The organism is uncultured Pseudokineococcus sp. (genome assembly GCF_947495735.1).
In the GTDB taxonomy this organism is placed as follows: Bacteria; Actinomycetota; Actinomycetes; order Actinomycetales; family Quadrisphaeraceae; genus Pseudokineococcus.
This window is the reverse complement of sequence record NZ_CANMAA010000007.1, coordinates 181,904-201,234: the sequence shown is the minus strand read 5'-3', so window position 1 is coordinate 201,234 and position 19,331 is coordinate 181,904. Positions and strand designations below refer to the sequence as shown.

Sequence of the window (19,331 nt, the reverse complement as noted above, 5' to 3'; positions counted from 1 at the left end):
GCCCGGCCGCGCGCCCGCCCCCCGCCCCCCCGCGCCCGCCCCGCCCCCCCCCGGCCCCCCCCCCCCCCCCCGCCCCCCCCCCCCCCCCCCCCCCCGGAGGACGGCCAGGACGTAGAGGACCACCGTCGACCACGGAGACGCCGAAGGGCGGCCACCCCGAGGGGTGGCCGCCCTTGCGCGGCTGCTGATGAGGTGGCCAGAGGCGGGGTCGAACCGCCGACCTTCCGATTTTCAGTCGGACGCTCTACCAACTGAGCTATCTGGCCCTGCAGGGCAGTGCCGGAGGCGACCGAGAGGGACTCGGCTGCCCGGTGCTGCTGGCGACCCCGACGGGACTCGAACCCGCGACCTCCGCCGTGACAGGGCGGCGCGCTAACCAACTGCGCTACGGGGCCTCAGGATGAGGCCGTGGTGCTGTGCTGCAGACCCTACGTGGTGCTGGTGGTGCGTGCCCCCAACGGGATTCGAACCCGTGCTGCCGCTGTGAAAGAGCGGTGTCCTGGGCCGCTAGACGATGGGGGCCAGCCCCTCGCCGGGCGAGCCCGGGGCGTCCTCCCGCGGCGTGCCGCGCTCGGACGAGAAGGAGCATAGGGGCAGGGCGGGCTCATCTCCAAAGCGGGTCGCCCGGCGGCCCCGCGGCCCCCGGCGGTGGCACGCTCGCGGCGTGCTGGAGATGAGCGACGAGGACTTCGAGGCGGCCGTGGGGGACGGCCTGGACCGCATCCCGGAGGAGCTCGCCCGGGCGATGCGCAACGTCGTCGTCCTCGTGGCCGACGAGCCCGACGAGCAGGCGGTGGCCGAGGCCCGCGCCGCGGGAGACCTGGACCCCGACGACCCGGGGGCGACGCTGCTGGGCCTGTACGAGGGCACGCCGCTGACCAAGCGCGACGGGTGGTGGGACGCCGGCTCGCTGCCGGACCGCATCACCGTGTTCAAGGGTCCGCTCCTGCGCCTGTGCGAGGACCCCGAGCACCTGGCCGAGGAGGTCGCCGTCACGGTCGTCCACGAGGTCGCCCACCACTTCGGCATCGACGACGACCGCCTGCACGAGCTCGGCTGGGGCTGAGCCGGCGGCTCAGGCAACCGCCCGGTCGCGCCGCTGCCGGCCCAGCCGGGCGGCGCGCCGGTCCGAGACGGGCTCGTCGTGGAGCAGGGCCAGGACGGCGGCCTCGATGTCGCCGTGGGTGGCGGGCTCGCCGGGGTCGACGTCGCCGCCGAGCAGGCCGAGGGCGTTCTCGATCGTCACGCCGTCCTCGAAGAGGTCCACGACCCGGGGGTCGACGTAGCTGCTGCGCGCGACGGTGGGCGTGTTCCCGAGGTACATGGAGACCTCCTGCATGGCGCGGGTGACCGCCCGCTTGCGCGCCGTGGCAGAGGTGGCCGCGTGCGTCGAGACGGCGAGGGCGACGGCGGCCAGCACCGTGGCGTGCCAGGTGCGGAAGTCCTTGGCGGAGACGTCGCCGCCGACGACCTCCTTGACGTAGGCGTTGATGTCGCCGCTCGTGACGTCGTGCCAGCCCCGGGCGTCCTTCCAGGCGAGCAGGTCGTCGCTGCGGTCCCCGCGGCGGCGCCGGAGCGTCTGGACGGCGTCGATGACGTCGGCGTCCGCGACGGCGATGTGCCGGTCCTTGCCGGACTTGGCGACGTAGTCGAAGACGATCTGGTCGCCGGAGACGCTCACGTGCTGCTTCTCGATGGTGGCCAGGCCGAAGCTGCCGTTGGCCTCGGCGTAGGTCTCCCCGCCGATGCGGAAGAAGCCGAGGTCCAGCAGCCGGAACGCCGTGGCCAGCGCCCGCTCGCGGGGCATCCCGCGCTGCCGGAGCTCGTGCTGGACCCGCTCGCGCGCCGCGGGGAGCCGCTCGGCCACCTCGAGGACGCGGTCGTGCTTGGCCCGGTCGCGCTGGCGCCGCCACTCGTCGTGGTAGCGGTACTGGCGGCGTCCGGCGTCGTCCGTGCCGACCACCTGGATGTGGCCGTTGGGCCAGGGGCAGATCCACACGTCCCGCCACGCCGGGGGGATCACGAGAGCGGCGCAGCGGTCGCGGTCCTCCCGCGCCAGCGGCTCGCCCAGGGCGTCGAGGTAGCGGAAGCCGCGGCCGTGCTTCGTGCGGGTCCACCCCGGGTCGTTGGGGGAGGACGTGCGCAGGCGCGGCATGCTCACGATCGTCAGGTGAGCCCGCCGCTCGCGCGAGCCGGCGCGCGCCCGGACGGGGGGAGGGGCCGGGCGGGCCGCCGCGCCGGTCCCGGATCCTGGACCTGAAGTGAGTCGGTCGGAATGGTGCTTACGCTGGTGGGGTTGCTGGAGCCGTCACCCGCTCCACCGTCGACCTCGAGGGACGCCCGCCATGAACGCCGTTCCGCCCGCGCCCGCTCCCACGACGTCCGCGCCGCCGTCCCCGGCCCGCCCCCCGCGCGCGGCGAAGCCCCAGGGCCAGTGGGCCGTCGACGGCACCGAGCCGCTCAACCACAACGAGCAGTTCAAGCGGGACGACCCCGCGCTGAACGTGCGCGCCCGGGTCGAGGAGGTCTACGCCCGCGAGGGCTTCGCCAGCATCGACCCCGACGACCTGCACGGGCGCCTGCGCTGGTGGGGGCTCTACACCCAGCGCAAGCCCGGGATCGACGGCGGCCGCACGGCGCAGCTCGAGCCGCACGAGCTCGAGGACGAGTACTTCATGATGCGCGTGCGCGTGGACGGCGGGGCGCTGACCACCGAGCAGCTGCGCGTCGTCGCCGGCATCTCCACCGAGTTCGCCCGCGACACCGCCGACATCAGCGACCGCCAGAACATCCAGATGCACTGGGTCCGCATCGAGGACGTCCCGGAGATCTGGCGCCGCCTCGAGGCCGTCGGCCTGTGGACCACCGAGGCGTGCGGAGACTGCCCCCGCGTCGTCCTCGGCTCGCCGGTGGCCGGCGTCTCCGCGGAGGAGCTGCTCGACCCGACGCCGCAGATCGAGGAGATCCAGCGGCGCTACATCGGCGACCCCGAGCTGGCGAACCTGCCGCGCAAGTTCAAGTCCGCCATCACCGGCCACCCGAGCCAGGACGTCGTCCACGAGATCAACGACGTCTCGTTCGTGGCCGTGGAGCACCCCGAGCTGGGCCTGGGCTACGACGTCTTCGTGGGCGGCGGCCTCTCGACGACGGCGCGGCTGGCCTCGCGCCTCGGCGCCTTCGTCACGCCCGAGGAGGTCCCGGACGTCTGGCACGGCGTCGTGCAGGTGTTCCGCGACTACGGCTACCGGCGCCTGCGCAACAAGGCCCGGCTGAAGTTCCTCCTCGCCGACTGGGGCCCGGAGAAGTTCCGCCAGGTGCTGCAGGACGAGTACCTCCACCGCGCGCTGCCCGACGGCCCGCCGCCGCCTGCGCCGGTCGGCAGCAGCGACCACGTCGGCGTCCACGCCCAGAAGGACGGGCGCCGCTACATCGGCGTCGCGCCGTCCGTCGGCCGCGTGAGCGGCCAGGTGCTGCGCGGCGTGGCCGACGTCGCCGAGGCGCACGGCAGCCGCCGGGTGCGGCTCACCCCGCACCAGAAGCTCGTCGTCCTCGACGTCCCGGCCGACGAGGCCGAGGACGTCGTCACCGAGCTGGACGCGCTCGGTCTGCAGGCCCGCCCCAGCCTGTTCCGCCGCACGACGATGGCCTGCACGGGCATCGAGTACTGCAAGCTCGCCATCGTCGAGACCAAGGCGACGGCGACCGCCGCCGCGGCCGAGCTGGACCGCCGCCTCGCGGACGTGCAGTCGACCCTGCCCTCGCCGGTGCGCCTGCACGTCAACGGCTGCCCCAACTCCTGCGCCCGCATCCAGACGGCCGACATCGGCCTGAAGGGCCAGCTCGTGCCGGGCGACGACGGCGAGCAGGTGGCCGGCTTCCAGGTGCACCTCGGCGGCGGGCTCGCCGACGCCGACCGCCCGGAGGCGGGCGTGGGCCGCACCGTGCGCGGCCTGAAGGTCACCGCCGACGACCTCGTCGACTACGTCGAGCGCGTGGTGCGGCGCTACGCCGACGACCGCGACGGCGACGAGACCTTCGCCACCTGGGCGCACCGGGCCGACGAGGAGGCCCTCGCATGACCGCTCCCAGCACCTCCCGTGACGCCCCGCCGGGCGTGGCGAGGCCTCGCGAGGAGGCCGGCGCGGGCGTGGGCTCCGGTCCCAGCACCGACCCCGACGTCTCCGCCCGCTCGGCCGAGCGGGCGCACGCGGAGGCGCCCGTCCCGGAGCCGCGCCGTCGCCGCACGCGCAGCGAGGGCGAGCTCCGCGCGCTGGCCGAGGAGGGCCAGCGGCGCTTCGGCGACGCCCGGGGCGTGGACGGCGCGCTCGCCGTCCTGCGGTGGGCGGCCGAGGAGCTGGGCGACGGCGTCGCCGTGGCGTCCTCGATGGCCAACGCCGTGCTGCCGCACCTGGCCGCCCGGGTGCTCCCGGGCGTCGACGTCCTGTTCCTGGAGACCGGCTACCACTTCGCCGAGACGCTGGGCACCCGCGACGCCGTCGCGCAGACCATGGACGTGACGGTCGTGGACGTGCGGCCCTCGCTCTCGGTGCCCGACCAGGACGCCCGGTACGGCGCGCGCCTGCACGACCGCGACCCGGGGCTGTGCTGCGGCATCCGGAAGGTGGAGCCCCTGCGGGCCGAGCTGGCCACCTACGACGCCTGGGTCACGGGCGTCCGGCGCGAGGAGTCCTCCACGCGCACCGGGGCGCCGGTCGTGCAGTTCGACGAGAAGCACGGCCTGGTCAAGATCAACCCGATCGCGGCCTGGTCCTGGGACGACCTGGTCGGCTACGCGCAGGAGAACAGCGTCCTGCTCAACCCGCTCCTGATGGACGGCTTCCCGTCCATAGGCTGCGCCCCGTGCACCCAGCGCGTGGAGCCCGGCGCCGACCCGCGCTCGGGCCGGTGGGCCGGTCTCGGCAAGACCGAGTGCGGCATCCACACCTGAGGACGCCCCGCCGGACCGCTGCCGGCTCCCGCCGGGCGGGGGGTCCGGCGTGACCTCCGACGCGGACGGCCTGCTGCCCCTGTCGCTGCGCGTGGCCGGGCGCCGCGTCGTCGTGGTCGGCGGCGGCCCGGTCGCCGCCCGGACGACGAGCGGGTTCCTCCAGGCCGGTGCCGACGTCGTCGTGGTGGCCCCGGAGCCGGGGGAGGGGCTGCTCGCCCTCCTGGCGGCGGGTGCGCCGAGCGGGGCGGGGCTGCGCCTGGAGCGCCGCGCGTACCGCGACGGCGACCTGGAGGAGGCGTGGCTCGCGGTCACGGCCACGGGGGTCCCCGCCGTCGACGCGGCCGTGGGCGCCGAGGCGGAGCGCCGGCGCGTCTGGTGCCTGGACCGCGGCGACGCCGCCCGCGCCACGGCGTGGACGCCGGCCGTCGCCCGGGTGGACGACGTCGTCGTCGCCGTGAGCGCGGGGCGCGACCCCCGACGCGCCGGGCGCCTGCGCGACGGCGTGGCCGCCGCGCTGCAGGCGGGCGACCTGCCGCTGCGCCGCTCCCGGCCCCTGGCGCGCGGTCGCGTGGCGCTCGTCGGCGGCGGGCCCGGGGACGAGGGGCTGCTCACGGCGCGGGGACGCCGCCTGCTCGCCGAGGCGGACGTCGTCGTCGTCGACCGGCTCGGGCCGCGCTCGGTGCTGGCCGAGCTCGACGAGGACGTCGTCGTCGTCGACGTGGGCAAGACGCCGGGGAACCACCCGGTGCCGCAGGAGCAGATCAACGAGATCCTCGTCGAGCACGGCCTCGCCGGCCGGGCCGTCGTGCGCCTCAAGGGCGGCGACCCCTACGTCTTCGGCCGCGGGGGCGAGGAGCTGGCCGCCTGCCGCGCAGCGGGTCTCGACGTCGAGGTGGTGCCCGGGGTGACCTCGGCCGTCTCGGTGCCCGCGGCGGCCGGAATCCCCGTGACCCACCGGGGGATCGCCCGCGGGTTCACGGTGCTCACCGGCCACGAGGACCTCGCGAGCACCCCGGCGCTGCTGGCGGGCGTGCCGGTCGAGGCGCACACGGTGGTGATGCTCATGGGCGTCAGCGCCCTGGCGGCCTCGGCGCGGGCGATGGTGGCGAGCGGTCGCCCGCCCTCCACGCCGGCGGCGGTGGTCGAGGACGGCTACGGGCCCGGGCAGCGCACGACCCTCGGCACGCTGGCGACGATCGCCGACCTCGCCGCGGCCCGCGGTGTGCGGCCGCCGGCCGTCGTCGTCGTCGGCGACGTGGTGCGCCTCGCGCCGGGGTGGCCGCCCGCCGGCGGCGGCCGACCGGCCGCAGCGGCGCCGGCCGACCGGCCGTAGCGGTGGGAGCTCTCAGCCGGCGACGGGCGCCTGGTCGCGCCAGTAGCCGCAGAAGTAGACGGCGTCCTTGTCGGCGCCGCGGTCGCGCACGAGGTGGCGGCGCACGGTCGTCGCCAGGCTCGCCTCGCCGGCGACCCAGGCGTACAGGCCCTCGACGGGCAGCGGGAGGGCCTGGAGGTCGGCCAGCAGGGAGCCCTGGTCGCCCGCGGCGCGCCAGCGGACGTCGACGCCCGCGCGGACCGGGAGCTCGGGCGCGTCCTCGCGGCTCGGGACCTCGACGAGCACGGTGGCCGTCACCTCGGCGGGCAGCCCCGCGAGGATGCCGGCGGCGGCCGGGACGGCGGTGGCGTCCGCGACGAGGAGCACGTGGGTCGTGGTCGCGGGAGGCGCGTAGCAGGTGTCCTGGAGGATGACGCCGACCTCGTCGCCGGGCACGACCCGCAGGGCCCACCGGCTGGCGGGGCCCGTGTCGCCGTGCGCGACGACGTCCACGTCCAGCTCGCCCAGCTCGGGCCGGAGGCCGCGGACCGTGTAGTTGCGCACCACCGGGCGCTCGTCCTCGGGCATGGCCTGGATCTGCGGCCACCACTCCTCGGTCTCGGGCAGCCGCGGGCGCTGCTGGCCGGGCTGCGGGAGCAGCAGGCGGAAGTACTGGTCGGCCCCGAGCGCGGTGGCCCTCCGCAGGTCCTCCCCGGCGAGCGTGACCCGCACGACGGACGGCGTGACGCGCCGGACGGCGCTCACCACGACCGGCACGGCGACGGCCGCGAGGCGCTGGGCCGTGGCGCGGCGGCCGGCCGCGGCGGGCCGGTCGGCGACGTGCGCGCCCCGCCGGGGGCGCGTCGCGGTCATGGTCGTCATGGGGCTCCTCGGGTGCCGGGCCGGGACGGCGACGGCGATGGGGGCTCACCGTGACGCCGGACGTCTGTGGTGAGGCTTGCCTTCCCTACCGTACGTGCCCCGGCGGGCGGTGTCAGCCCCGGGTCGACGGGCCGGCCCTCGCGGCCCCTGCGGTGGCGGGCTCCCTCACCCCCGGACCGGGAGGAGCAGGGCGCCCGTGGCCGCGCCGCGCGCCGTCCGCGCCGCCACGAGCGACCACGCCAGCAGCAGCAGGCCGAAGAGGGCGACGGCCAGCGCGTCCACGGCGAGGGAGCCCGTCGCCGCCCCCAGGGCGCTGGTGCCCGTGACGCACGTGCCCACCGGGAAGGTGAAGCTCCACCAGGTGAGGGAGAAGCGCAGGCCGCGGCGGGCCGCGTGCGCGGTGAGCGCCGCCGCGGTGAGCAGGAGGAGCGCGCCGAAGCCGCCCATCGCCGCGGCGTAGACGACGGCGAGCACGCGCAGCACCTGGGCGGCGCCCTCGCCGGCCACCCCCGCGGCCGCCGCGGCGAGCAGCAGCGCCGCCGTCATCGACTGGCCCACGACGCCGAGGGTGATCCACGTCGTCGGGGCCGCCTGCACCGGCAGCGGACCGCCGGCGAGCAGGCGGCCGTGCACGAGCGTCGCCGTCATGAGGCCGGCGACCAGGCTGAGCCCGAACAGCGCGGCGAGCAGCAGCAGGAGGGTCAGCCGGGGCTGCCCGGCGGGGACGTGGGGCACCAGGAGGGCGCCCGTCGACGCCGAGACCATCGGCGGCACCACGGGCATCATCCAGGCCGGCAGCGCCGCGGGGGCCGTCGTCGGGACGGCGCCGGCCCCGGTGCTCGTCCCGCCGCCCGCCCCGGTGCTCGTCCCGCCGCCCGCCCCGGTGCTCGTCCCGCCGCCCGCCCCGGTGCCGACGACGGCCCGGAACGGCACCACGACCGCCGTGGCCAGGCCCAGCGCCGTGCCGAGGACCCAGAGGACGGCGAAGACGGCGAGGCCCGCGGTCGCGCCGAGGACGCGCTCGCCGACCAGGTGGGCGCCCGCGCCGACCGTCAGCAGCCCCATGGCCGGCGCGCCGTAGAAGTTCGCCATCACGGGGTGGCGGGCGTACGCGCGCGCCGTGGCGGGGTGCCGGGCCCAGTGCAGCGCCGACCCGGCGAGCAGGACGACGAGCAGCGCGGCGGCGGTCAGCCACGCCGCCAGCGCCAGGGCGTCGAGCGCAGCGCCGGCGGCCGTCCCGCGCAGGGGCTCGCGCACCGGCAGCGAGGACGCGGCGACGGCCACGACCCCCGTGCCCATGACGGAGGCGAACCAGTTGGGCGTCAGGTGCGCGACGGCCTGCCCCGGGTGCTCCAGCTCCGACCACAGGCGCCGGCCGGTGGCCGCCGTGGCGGCCGCGGTCGGCGGCGTCGCGGCGGCGGGCCGGGTGACGGCGGGCCGGGCGTCAGCGGGTCGAGTGCCGGCGGGTCGGGTGTCGGTGGAGCGGGCGGGGTCGGCGTCGAGGTCGGGTCCGGCGGTGCGCACGCGAGCAGCCTGCGGGGCGCCCCCCCGGGTCCGGTAGCCCCCCGCTCCGCGTGCGTGCCCAACGAGGGGTTGTGGCTGACGGGTGCGGGCGCGACGCCGGTGGGAGGCTGCGGGGGTGCTCAGCGACCGCGTCCCGGACCTGCGCTCGCTGGAGCTGCTGCTGGCCGTGCGCGACACCGGGTCGCTCGGGGCGGCGGGCGCGGCGTGCGGCACCAGCCAGCAGGCGGCGTCGGCGCGGCTGCGGGCGTCCGAGGCGCTGGTCGGCGTCCCGCTCGTGGTGCGCGGCGCGCGCGGGTCCCGCCTCACGCCGGCGGGGGAGCTGCTGGCCCGCTGGGCGGACGCCGTCGTGGACGCCGCCGCCCACCTCGACGCGGCGGCCGCCGCGCTGCGCCAGGACGCCGCCACGCACCTGCGCGTCGCCGCGTCGCTCACGGTGGCCGAGCACCTCGTGCCGCGCTGGCTCGCCGAGGCGGCGCGGCGCGAGCGGGCGGGCGGTCGCGAGCCGGTCCGGGTCTCCCTGCGGACCGCCAACAGCGAGGACGTCGCCGCGCTCGTGCGCGCCGGGGAGGTCGACCTCGGCTTCGTCGAGGGGCCCGAGCCGCCCGAGCGGCTGGCGACGCGCGACGTCGCCGCCGACCGCCTCGTCGTCGTCGTCGCGCCGGAGCACCCGTGGGCGCGGCGCCGGCGGGGGATCGAGGCGGCGGAGCTGGCCCGCACCCCGCTCGTGAGCCGCGAGAGCGGGTCGGGCACCCGCTCGGCCCTGCGGCGGGCGCTGGCGGCCGTGCTGACCGAGGGGGCGGAGGTGGCGGACCCGGCGCTGGTGGTGGCCAGCGCCGCGGCCGTGCGCGCCTCCGTGGTCGCCGGGGTCGCCCCGGGCGCCCTGAGCAGCCTCGACGTCGCCGACGAGCTCGCCCTGGGGCGGCTGGTCGCCGTGCCGGTGCGCGGGGTCGACCTGCGCCGCCGGCTGCGGGCCGTCTGGCGCGACGGGCCGACGCCCCCGGCGGGCGCCGCCCGCGACCTGCTGGCCCTCGCCGTCGCCGACGGCGCGGGCGGGTGAGCGCCGCCGACGGCGCGAGCGGGTGACCGGCTCCCCACGACGGCCCCGCCGGGGCGTGCCTACAGTGCCGGGACCAGCCGCGCCGCCCGTCGGACGCCGTCCGTCCGGGCCCGCCCCCGTGGAGGACGCCGTGAAGACCCCAGCCCTGGCCCTCGCCGCCCTGCTCGTCCTCTCGAGCGCCGCCTGCGGCGGCGAGGACGAGCCCGCGACGCCCTCCGACGCCGCGGCGACGCCCGGAGCCGTCGCCGAGCCGAGCGAGGACGACGCCGCGACCGAGCCCGGCGAGGACGCCGCGGGGTCCGGCGCGACGACGCTGACCGCCTCGGTGGGCGAGCCCGACGACCCCGAGGCGTACGTCATCTCCCTCGTCGACGCGGACGGCCAGGAGGTCACCGAGCTGCCGGCCGGGGACTACGTCATCGAGGTCGAGGACCCCTCGACCACCCACAACGTGCACCTCACGGGGCCGGGCGTGGACGAGGCGACCGGCGTCGCCGAGACGACGACCACGACGTGGGAGGTCACCCTCGAGCCGGGCGACTACCGGTACGTCTGCGACCCGCACCCGAGCATGGTCGGCGAGCTGACCGTCACCTGAGCCCCGTCGGGGCGCCCCCTAGGGTCCGCGCGTGCGCCAGCCCCTGACCCGTCCGCCGCACCGCTCCCCGGCGCTCCTGCTGGGCGTGCTGGTCGGCGGGGCCGCCGGCACCGGGCTGCGCTGGGCGGTGGGGCAGGTGCTGCCGCACCAGGCCGGCGCCTGGCCGTGGGGGACGCTGCTCGTCAACGTCGTCGGCGCGCTGCTGCTCGGGGCGCTGCTCGAGGCGCTGGTGCGCGCCGGGCCCGACGTCGGCCGCCGCCGCGCGGCGCGCGTCGTCCTGGGCTCCGGGCTGCTCGGCGGCCTGACGACGACCAGCGCCCTGGCGCTGGAGACCGTCCAGCTCGGCGCGTCCGGTGCTCCGCGCGTCGCGGTGGCGTACGCCGTCACCTCGCTCGTCGCCGGGGTCGCCGCCGCGGCGGCCGGGGTGGGGCTGGTCCGGCGGGGGCCGGGCGCGTGGGGCCCGGGCCGGCGGGGGGCCCGGGCGTGAGCGGCGCCGCGGTCCTCGCCGTCTGCTTGGCCGGCGGGCTCGGCGCGGTCGTGCGCGTCGTCGTCGACGGCGAGGTGCGCGCCCGGACCGGCGGCCGGCTGCCCTGGGGCACAGCGGTCGTCAACGTCCTCGGCTCCCTGCTCATCGGCGTCGTGACCGGGCTCCTGGGCGGCCCCGCGCCCGTCACCACGACGACGGCGGCGCTGCTGCCCGTCCTCGCCACGGGCTTCTGCGGCGGCTTCACCACGTTCGGCACGGCGGTCGTGGAGGTCCTGCGCCTCGCCGAGGAGCGGCGTCCCGGCGCGGCCGCGGCGGCGGCGGTCGTCACCGTCGGCGTCAGCACGGCGGCGGCGGGGCTGGGGCTGGTCCTCGGCCGCCTGGTGTGAGCGCCGCACCGCGGGGCGGCCCCGCCACGACGCCGCCGGGGCCGTCCCCGGGCCGCCCCTCCACCTCCGCGCCGTCTCAGCGCGCGGGCACTGGTCCGAATGGCGGGACGTGCGCGCGGAGAGGTGGTGCGCCGCCGCCGGGCTGCCCTAGCGTCGGCCCCAGGTCAAGAGCGCCAGCGACAAGCCCCGGCTCGCTGGCCGGCAACCCTCCTCCGCGGTGGGGTGCCCCGGGTGAGGACCAGGCCGCACCGGCCCCGGTGCGGCAAGCGCGGACCTGCGGGTCCGGTGGACGCATCGGAGACCTCTGTGAGCACGCACCCCCTCGCCACCTCCCTCGCCACCTCCCTCGCCGCGTCGGACGACGCCGACGTCCCGGTGAGCTCCGACGTCGAGCGCGCCCCGGCGCGCCGCCTCGCGGTCGTGCCCCCCGCTGCCGCGCGCCCGGAGCGCAGCGGACGGCGCGGCGCCCCGGCGCCGGGGGAGGAGCCGCTGCTGCCCGTCGTCGGCGGCGAGGAGCAGGTGCCGCTCGTCACGGGCGGCACGGCCCGCTACGCCAACCTGGACGTCGCGGCGAGCGCCCCGGCCCTGTGCTGGGTCGCCGACCACGTCGAGCGCGTCCTGCCCCTGTACGCCAGCGTGCACCGCGGCGCCGGCTACGCCTCCCAGGTGAGCACGGCCGTCCTCGAGGGCGCGCGCGACGTCGTCGGCGCCTTCCTCGGGGCGCGCGAGGACGACGTCGTCGTGTGGACGCGCAACACCACCGACGCGCTCGCCGTCCTCGCCGGCTGCGTCCCGGACGGCGGCTCGGTGCTGACGCTCGACCTCGAGCACCACGCCAACCTGCTGCCGTGGCGCACGCAGGCCCACCGCGGCGTCACCTCCCGCGTCGTGACGGCCGCCCCGACGCTCGAGGGCACGCTGGCCGCCCTCGAGGCCGCTCTCGCCGAGGAGCCGACGGCGCTGCTCGCCGTCACCGGCGCGAGCAACGTCACCGGCGAGGAGCTGCCGCTGCGCCGGCTCGCCGACCTCGCCCACGCCGCCGGCGCCCGCCTGGCCGTGGACGCCGCGCAGCTCGCGCCGCACCGCGCCGTCGACGTCGCCCGCGACGGCGTGGACTGGGTGGCCCTGTCCGGCCACAAGCTCTACGCCCCCTTCGGCGCCGGCGCGCTCGTCGGGCGCCGCGACTGGCTCGACGCCGGGACGCCGCACCTCGCCGGCGGCGGCGCCGTCGAGGAGGTCGGGGCGGACGACGTCCGCTGGGCCGCGGCCCCCGCCCGCCACGAGGGCGGGACCCCCAACGTGCTCGGCGTCGCGGCGCTCGCCGCCGCCTGCGAGGCGCTCGGCGCGCTGGCCCCCGGGGCGCTCGAGGCCCACGAGGCGGCTCTGCGCGAGCGCCTCGTCCGCGGGCTCGCCGACGTGGCCGGGGTGCGCGTCGTGGAGACCCTGGCGGGTGCGCCGTCGTCCATCGGCGTCGTCACGTTCACCGTCGAGGGGGTCGCCCCCGGGCTCGTCGCCGCGGTGCTGTCGGCCGAGCACGGCATCGGCGTGCGCGACGGCCGCTTCTGCGCCCACCCGCTGCTCGCCCGCCTCGGGCTGCCCGAGGGGGCCGTGCGCGCCAGCGTCGGCGTCGGCTCGCGCGCCGACGACGTCGACCGCCTCGTCGCGGGCCTGCGGGCCCTCGTGGCGCACGGGCCCGCCGTGGGCTACGCCCTGGTGGACGGGCGCTGGGCCCCCGTCGAGGACACGCGCCCCTGGCCCTCGTGGGGCGACCCCACCGCGCGCGCCGGCGTCGCCCGGCCCTGCGGGGGCTGAGCGGGGGCCGAGCCCCCGCCGGGGCGCGGCTAGCCTCCCGCCGTGCCCGACCGCGACGCCGACCGCCCTCTCGCCGGACCCGCCGGCGCCCGTCCCGCCGCCGCGGACGCCTCCCCGGCGACGACCGGCGGCCGCCCCGGGACCGCGCGCTCGGTGCTGGCCGGCGTGCTCGTCGCGACGCTCCTGGCCGCGCTCGACCTCGTCGCCGCCGCCGTGGCGGCCCCGGCGCTCGTGCTCGACCTCGAGCTCGAGCGCGCGCTCGCCGTGCCCGCGGCCGCCTCCGTCGTGGGGCTCGTCCTCGCCGTGCCGCTGGCGGCCCGGGCCTCCGCGCGCGGCCCCCGCGCCCGCCTCCTGGTGGTGGCCGCGGCCCTCGTCGTGGCGGGCGCGGCCCTCGTGGCGCTCGCCCCCGTGCCCACCGGCGCCGGCGGCGACGACCCGGCCTCGGTCCTCGCGGTGGGGGCCGGGCGGCTGCTGGCCGGCGCGGGCGCCGGCGCCCTCGTCGTCGGCGCCGGCGCCACGCTGGCCTCGACCGTGCCGGCCGGGCTGCAGGTGCGCGTGCAGGCCGCCCTCGTGCTCGTGACGGGGGTGGGCGCCGTCCTCGGGGCGCTGGTCGGCGGACTGCTCGCCGACGTCCCCGCGGGCTGGCGGGTCGTGCCGCTGCTGGCGCCCGTCCTCGCCCTCGTCGCCCTGGTCCTGCTCCGGTCGGTGCGCTCGCTGCCCCGCGACGCCGCGGGGCCGCCGCCCGAGGTCGCCACGCCGCTGGGCGCGCTGGGCACGCGCGTCGTCCTGCTCGGGGCGGTCGCCGGAGGCGTGGTCGGTGCCGTGGCCGTGGCCGTCCTGGTCGAGGCCCCCCTCGTCCTGGGCCTCGAGCGTCCGCTGCTGCGGGGCCTGCTCGTGGCCGCGGGCGTGCTGGCGGGCGTCGTCGGCGTGGTGGCGGCGTCCGCGGCCGTGGCGCGCCTCGGCGCCCGTCCGCAGATGGCCCAGGTGGGCACGGTCGGCCTGGTCGTCGCCGTCGCGGGGCTCGTGCTGCTCCCGCGCCTGGCCGGTGCGGGGCAGGCGACCTCGGTGCTGCCCCTCCTGCTGGTGGGCGCCGGCCTGGGGGCCGTCGTCCAGGGGACGGGCCTCGTGGTCTCGCTCGCGTGCCCCCCCGGCCAGGAGCGCCAGGCCACCGGCGCGCTCGGCGCGGCTCGGCGGGCGGGGGCGCTGGGCGCCGCCCTCGTCGTCATGGCCGCGCCCCTGCTCGGCGCCGTCGACGGGACGGGAGCCGGCCCGCAGGGCGTCCTGGACCGGGTCGTCGTCCTGGGCGGCGCCCTCCTGCTGCTCGCCTGCGTGCCCCTGCTCGGGGTCCTGCCGCGCCAGGGGGAGGTGCGGCACCCGCCGACCGCGTGAACCCGCGGGCTCTCGGGGCCCGACGCGTCGCGGCGTCCGCCGAGGGGTGGCAGCGTCTGCGGCATGGACACCTCCGCGAAGGGCGCCGAGCTCCGGCGCCTGCACACCGACCCCGAGCTGCTCGTGCTCGTCAACGTCTGGGACGCCGTCAGCGCGACCGTCGTCGCCGGCGAGCCGCAGACGAGGGCGCTGGCCACGGCCGGCCACTCCATCGCCTCCACCTTCGGGTACGCCGACGGCGAGCAGATCCCCCTCGACCTCTCGCTCTCCCTCGTGGAGCGCATCGTCGTCGCGGCCGGTGACCTGCCCGTCAGCGCCGACCTCGACGGCGGCTTCGGCGACTCCGGCGAGACGGCGCGCCGCGCCATCGGCGTCGGCGTCGTCGGCGCCAACGTCGAGGACCGGCTGCGCCCGCTCGAGGAGTCGGTGGAGGTCATGGCCGCCGTCGTGCGCGCCGCCGAGGCCGAGGGCGTGCCGTTCGCGCTCAACGCCCGCACGGACGCCTTCGCCCGGGGCGGGGACCGGCCGCGCGACGTCGTCCTCGCCGACGCCGTCGAGCGCGGGCGGGCCTACCTCGACGTCGGCGCCACGAGCGTCTTCGTCCCCGGCGTCCTCGACGACGACGCCGTCCAGCACCTCGTCGGCGCCCTCGGCCCGCAGCGGCTCTCGGTCATCGGCTTCCCCGGGGTGCCCGACCAGGCCCGTCTCGCCGAGCTCGGCGTCGCCCGCGTCACCTACGGGCCCCTGACCCAGCGGGTCGCGCTGACCGCCCTGCAGGACGCCGCCCGCGGCATCTACGCCGGCGGCGGCATCCCCGAGGGCACGCGCCCGCTGAACTGACGCCCCGGCCGCCGACCGCCGAGCCGGCGTCCCCGACCGGGGGCGCCGGCTCCGTCGTCGGGGCGGCCGGCGAGAGGCGACGGCGCGGACGGGGGAGGCGCTCATCGCGGTCCGCGGCGCCGGGCGCGGCGCGCGCGTGCGAGTCTTCCGGCGTGACGCTGCTCCCCCCTCCGACCGCCCCGCCGACGCCCGCGCAGGTGCGCCGGTCCCTGGCCCGCGCGCGTGACGGCAAGACCCTCGACGCCGCCGAGGCCGAGGTCCTGCTCCACGCCCGCGGTGAGGACCTCCTGGCGCTGCAGGAGGTCGCCTCGCGCGTGCGCGACGCGGCCATGGCGCGCGCCGGGCGGCCCGGCGTCGTCACCTACTCGCGCAAGGTGTTCGTCCCGCTGACGCGGCTGTGCCGCGACCGCTGCCACTACTGCACCTTCGTCACGGTGCCGCACCGGCTGCCCGCGGCCTACCTCAGCCCCGACGAGGTGCTCGAGATCGCCCGCGAGGGCGCCGCGCAGGGCTGCCGCGAGGTGCTCTTCACCCTCGGCGACCGTCCCGAGGACCGCTGGCCCGCCGCGCGGGAGTGGCTGGACGCCCACGGCTACGACGACACGCTCTCCTACGTCCGCGCGATGGCGATCCGCGTGCTCGAGGAGACCGGCCTGCTGCCGCACCTCAACCCCGGCGTCATGAGCTGGTCGGAGCTGCAGCGGCTCAAGCCCGTCGCGCCGTCGATGGGGATGATGCTGGAGACGACGGCGACCCGGCTGTGGTCCGAGCCCGGCGGCCCCCACTACGGCAGCCCCGACAAGGACCCGGCGCTGCGGCTGCGCGTGCTCGAGGACGCCGGCCGCGTCGGCGTCCCCTTCACCACCGGGATCCTCGTCGGCATCGGCGAGACGCCGGCCGAGCGGGTGGACTCCCTCCTCGCGATCCGCCGGGTCTCCCGCGAGTACGGCGGCATCCAGGAGGTGATCGTCCAGAACTTCCGGGCCAAGGACGCCACCGCGATGCAGGCGACCCCCGACCTGGACCGCGAGACCTACCTCGCCACCCTCGCCGTCGCCCGCGTCCTGCTCGGCCCGACGGTGAGCCTGCAGGCGCCGCCCAACCTCTCCGACCCCGCCGACGTCGCCGCGCTGCTGGCCTCCGGCGTCGACGACTGGGGCGGCGTCTCGCCCGTGACGCCCGACCACGTGAACCCCGAGCGCCCCTGGCCGCACCTGGACGACCTCGAGCGGTGGACGGCGGACGCCGGGCTGGGTCTCGCGCAGCGGCTCACGGCGCACCCGCGCTTCGTCCTCGGCTCGCTCGAGCGCGACGAGGCGTGGCTCGACCCCCGCCTGCACCCGCACGTGCGCGCGCTCGTCGACCCCGCGACGGGGCTCGCGGACCCGACCACGCAGCCGGTGGGCCTGCCCTGGCAGGAGCCCGACGGCGGCCTCGTCGCCAGCGGCGGCGGCACCGGGCGCACCGAGCTGCACGTCGAGGTGGACACCACCGGCCGCACCGCGGACCGCCGCAGCGACTTCGACGAGGTCTACGGCGACTGGGACGCCGTCGCCGAGCGCGTGCCCGCGCAGGACCGGCGCGGGGGCGTCCGCGCTCCCGTCGCGGGCCTGGACGGCGACGTCGCCGCCGCCCTGCGCGCCGCCGAGGCCGACCCCGCGGGCCTGTCGGACGAGCAGTACCTCGCGCTGATGACGGCCGACGGCGCCGAGCTGGACGCCGTCACCGCGCTCGCGGACGGCCTGCGCCGCGACGTCGTCGGGGACGACGTGACGTACGTGGTGAACCGGAACATCAACTTCACCAACGTCTGCTACGTCGGCTGCCGCTTCTGCGCCTTCGCCCAGCGCAAGACCGACGCCGACGCGTACACGCTCTCGCTGGAGCAGATCTCGGACCGCGTGCGCGAGGCGCGCGACGTCTGGGGCGCCACCGAGGTGTGCCTGCAGGGGGGCATCTCGCCCGACCTGGGGCCGACGGCGTACGTCGACATCGTCCGCGCGGTCAAGACGGCCGTCCCCGACATGCACGTGCACGCCTTCTCGCCCATGGAGATCGCCACGGCCTCGGCCAAGCGGGGCATGAGCGTGCGCGCATGGCTGGAGGAGGTGAAGGACGCGGGGCTCGACAGCATCCCGGGGACCGCGGCCGAGATCCTCGACGACGACGTCCGGTGGGTGCTCACCAAGGGCAAGCTGCCGGCCGCCGCCTGGGTCGACGTCGTCGAGACGGCGCACGGGCTGGGCCTGCGCAGCTCCAGCACGATGATGTACGGCCACGTGGACGACCCGCGGCACTGGGTCGCGCACCTGCGCACGCTCGCCGGGGTGCAGGACCGCACCGGCGGGTTCACCGAGTTCGTGCCGCTGCCGTTCGTGCACACCAGCTCACCCGTCTACCTGGCGGGCATCGCGCGCCCGGGCCCGACGCTGCGCGACAACCGCGCCGTCCACGCGCTGGCGCGGATCATGCTGCACGGCAGGGTGGACCACGTGCAGACGTCGTGGGTGAAGCTCGGCGTCGAGGGCACGCGGGCGATGCTCACCGGCGGCGCCGACGACCTCGGCGGCACGCTCATGGAGGAGACCATCAGCCGGATGGCCGGCTCCGAGCACGGCTCGGCCAAGTCGGTCGCGGAGATCACCGAGATCGCCGACGGCATCGGCCGGCCCGTGCGCGAGCGGACGACGACGTACGGCCCGGCGCCGGAGCGCTCGCCCGCCGGCTGACCCGGGGACCGCTGGCCGAGGTCGACGGACAGCCCGGTCGCGGTCGAGCCTGACGAACGGCGTGATCCCTCGCGGGGGATCACGCCGTTCGTCGGTCTCGCCCGCCGTGCCGGCCCCTCGCACCGGTGCGGGCTCCGCGGTGATGCGCGGCCGGGGGGCGCCCGGGACGATGGGCCGCGTGCCGACCCCTGACGCTGCCGAGACCACCGAGCAGACCCCCGCCGACCCGACCACCACCGGGCAGACCACCGCCGACCAGACCCCCGCCGACCAGACCCCCGCCGACCAGACCACCACCGGGCAGCGCCCGTGCGCACTGGTGACCAACGACGACGGCGTGGAGGGCCGCGGCCTCGCGCTGCTCGCCGTCGCCGCGCTCGAGGCGGACTTCGACGTCGTCGTCGCGGCGCCGTCGCGCGACCGCAGCGGCGCGAGCGCCGCCGTCGACGCCGAGCTGGACGACGACCGCCTGCCGGTCGTCGAGGTGGCGCTGCCCTGGCCCGACCTCGCGGGCCCGGGTCACGAGGACCCGCAGGCGTGGTGCGCCGACGCGCGGGCCGTGGAGGGCACCGACCGGCTGCGGGTGCTGGCCGTGAGCGCCAGCCCGGCGTTCTGCACCCGCGTGGGGCTGCGCGGGGTCTTCGGGCGGGTGCCCGACGTCGTGCTGTCCGGCGTGAACCACGGCATGAACACCGGTGAGGCGGTGCTGCACTCGGGGACCGTCGGCGCCGCGCTGACGGCCACGGTCTTCGGCGTCCGGGCGCTGGCGGTCTCCGCCGGCGTCGCGTCGACGTCCACGCTCGAGGTCGCGCCGACCACCTGGGCGGGCGTCCTCGACGCCGTCCGCCCGTCGCTGCGCTGGGTGCTCGACCACGAGGCCACGGGCACCCTCAACGTCAACGTGCCGCACCTGGAGGCGGGGGAGCGGCTGCAGGGCCTGCGCCCGGCCTCGCTGGCCGCGGTCGGCGTGGCCCAGGGCAGCGCCTTCGAGGCCGGCGAGGGCTACGTGCGCCTCACCGCCTCGACGCCGCCCGACGACGACCGGCCCGAGGACCCGGGCAGCGACACCGTCCTGCTGGCCCAGGGCTGGGCCACCGCGACGCTCCTGGGCTCCGTCGAGCAGCGCACCGGCGTCGCCCTCGACGACCTGGGCGACCTCGCGGAGGGCTGACCCCGACGGGCGACGCCCCCCTCCTCCGCACGTCGTCGGCACATCGCCGAGGAAGGCGCCTCTCAGCGGCACAGTGCCGACAGAGTGCGGAACGGGGCGCCCCCAGGACGGCAGAGTGCCGACGAAGTGCAGGAAGCGGCGCCCCCAGGCGGCAGAGTGCCGACGAAGTGCGGGAGAGGGCGCCCCTGGGCGGCAG

The 19,331-nt window shown here is 78.1% G+C and carries 16 protein-coding genes, 3 tRNA genes and 1 riboswitch; of the genes, 13 read left to right on the top strand and 6 right to left on the bottom strand.

Annotated features, from left to right (window positions below; all coding sequences use genetic code 11):
* Positions 1-193: 193 nt before the first annotated feature.
* The 3 genes from Q0848_RS11770 to Q0848_RS11760 form a co-directional block, all read right to left on the bottom strand.
* Positions 194-266 (bottom strand) — tRNA-Phe (locus tag Q0848_RS11770).
* Positions 267-318: 52 nt separating this feature from the next.
* Positions 319-395, bottom strand: a tRNA-Asp gene (locus Q0848_RS11765).
* A gap of 54 nt (positions 396-449) precedes the next feature.
* Positions 450-522, bottom strand: a tRNA-Glu gene (locus tag Q0848_RS11760).
* Between the two features lie 151 nt (positions 523-673).
* Here Q0848_RS11760 and Q0848_RS11755 point away from each other — a divergent pair.
* Positions 674-1,066 carry a metallopeptidase family protein gene (locus Q0848_RS11755; protein ID WP_299037762.1) on the top strand — a complete coding sequence of 131 codons (393 nt, stop codon included), beginning with the start codon at positions 674-676 and terminating at the stop codon, positions 1,064-1,066.
* 9 nt (positions 1,067-1,075) lie between these two features.
* Here the strand turns inward: Q0848_RS11755 and Q0848_RS11750 are convergent, their stop codons facing one another.
* On the bottom strand, positions 1,076-2,155 hold the full coding sequence (locus Q0848_RS11750) for a DNA topoisomerase IB (RefSeq protein WP_299037760.1): 1,080 nt from the start codon (positions 2,153-2,155) through the stop codon (positions 1,076-1,078).
* Between the two features lie 190 nt (positions 2,156-2,345).
* On the opposite strand from Q0848_RS11750, the gene Q0848_RS11745 reads away from it, so the two are divergent.
* From Q0848_RS11745 to cobA, 3 genes are read left to right on the top strand one after another with little or no spacing between them, the layout of a single operon-like run.
* Positions 2,346-4,079: a nitrite/sulfite reductase gene (locus Q0848_RS11745; protein ID WP_299037754.1), complete on the top strand. Its 1,734-nt coding sequence runs from the start codon at positions 2,346-2,348 to the stop codon at positions 4,077-4,079.
* Positions 4,076-4,948, top strand: coding sequence for a phosphoadenylyl-sulfate reductase (locus Q0848_RS11740; RefSeq protein WP_299037752.1), 873 nt, complete (start codon positions 4,076-4,078; stop codon positions 4,946-4,948). The genes Q0848_RS11745 and Q0848_RS11740 overlap by 4 nt, the downstream gene beginning before the upstream one ends.
* Before the next feature lie 49 nt (positions 4,949-4,997).
* The gene (gene cobA, locus Q0848_RS11735) at positions 4,998-6,281 is read left to right on the top strand and encodes a uroporphyrinogen-III C-methyltransferase (RefSeq protein WP_299037750.1); all 1,284 of its coding nucleotides are present in this window, start codon (positions 4,998-5,000) and stop codon (positions 6,279-6,281) included.
* A gap of 12 nt (positions 6,282-6,293) precedes the next feature.
* Here cobA and Q0848_RS11730 read toward each other — a convergent pair whose 3' ends face one another.
* Positions 6,294-7,142 carry a siderophore-interacting protein gene (locus Q0848_RS11730; RefSeq protein WP_299037748.1) on the bottom strand — a complete coding sequence of 283 codons (849 nt, stop codon included), beginning with the start codon at positions 7,140-7,142 and terminating at the stop codon, positions 6,294-6,296.
* Between the two features lie 165 nt (positions 7,143-7,307).
* Complete coding sequence (locus Q0848_RS11725) at positions 7,308-8,666, bottom strand: hypothetical protein (RefSeq protein ID WP_299037746.1); 1,359 nt, start codon at positions 8,664-8,666, stop codon at positions 7,308-7,310.
* A gap of 115 nt (positions 8,667-8,781) precedes the next feature.
* Here Q0848_RS11725 and Q0848_RS11720 point away from each other — a divergent pair, with 115 nt between their 5' ends.
* The 9 genes from Q0848_RS11720 to Q0848_RS11680 all read left to right on the top strand — a co-directional run bounded on the left by Q0848_RS11720 (position 8,782) and on the right by Q0848_RS11680 (position 19,135).
* Positions 8,782-9,723, top strand: coding sequence for a LysR family transcriptional regulator (locus tag Q0848_RS11720; RefSeq protein WP_299037744.1), 942 nt, complete (start codon positions 8,782-8,784; stop codon positions 9,721-9,723).
* Positions 9,724-9,853: 130 nt separating this feature from the next.
* Positions 9,854-10,321 carry a plastocyanin/azurin family copper-binding protein gene (locus Q0848_RS11715; RefSeq protein ID WP_299037741.1) on the top strand — a complete coding sequence of 156 codons (468 nt, stop codon included), beginning with the start codon at positions 9,854-9,856 and terminating at the stop codon, positions 10,319-10,321.
* Positions 10,322-10,352: 31 nt separating this feature from the next.
* Complete coding sequence (locus Q0848_RS11710) at positions 10,353-10,808, top strand: CrcB family protein (protein ID WP_299037739.1); 456 nt, start codon at positions 10,353-10,355, stop codon at positions 10,806-10,808.
* On the top strand, positions 10,805-11,194 hold the full coding sequence (locus Q0848_RS11705) for a CrcB family protein (RefSeq protein WP_299037737.1): 390 nt from the start codon (positions 10,805-10,807) through the stop codon (positions 11,192-11,194). The genes Q0848_RS11710 and Q0848_RS11705 overlap by 4 nt, the downstream gene beginning before the upstream one ends.
* A 162-nt stretch (positions 11,195-11,356) precedes the next feature.
* Positions 11,357-11,469, top strand: a riboswitch (SAM riboswitch).
* Positions 11,470-11,683: 214 nt separating this feature from the next.
* Positions 11,684-13,006, top strand: a complete 1,323-nt coding sequence (locus Q0848_RS11700; protein ID WP_366146573.1) for an aminotransferase class V-fold PLP-dependent enzyme — start codon at positions 11,684-11,686, stop codon at positions 13,004-13,006.
* A gap of 42 nt (positions 13,007-13,048) precedes the next feature.
* The gene (locus tag Q0848_RS11695) at positions 13,049-14,395 is read left to right on the top strand and encodes an MFS transporter (RefSeq protein WP_299037733.1); all 1,347 of its coding nucleotides are present in this window, start codon (positions 13,049-13,051) and stop codon (positions 14,393-14,395) included.
* 63 nt (positions 14,396-14,458) lie between these two features.
* Complete coding sequence (locus Q0848_RS11690; protein WP_299037731.1) at positions 14,459-15,235, top strand: isocitrate lyase/phosphoenolpyruvate mutase family protein; 777 nt, start codon at positions 14,459-14,461, stop codon at positions 15,233-15,235.
* A 152-nt stretch (positions 15,236-15,387) separates the two neighbouring features.
* Positions 15,388-17,964 carry a bifunctional FO biosynthesis protein CofGH gene (locus tag Q0848_RS11685; protein WP_299037729.1) on the top strand — a complete coding sequence of 859 codons (2,577 nt, stop codon included), beginning with the start codon at positions 15,388-15,390 and terminating at the stop codon, positions 17,962-17,964.
* A gap of 178 nt (positions 17,965-18,142) precedes the next feature.
* Positions 18,143-19,135: a 5'/3'-nucleotidase SurE gene (locus Q0848_RS11680; protein ID WP_299037727.1), complete on the top strand. Its 993-nt coding sequence runs from the start codon at positions 18,143-18,145 to the stop codon at positions 19,133-19,135.
* Positions 19,136-19,331: the final 196 nt, after the last annotated feature.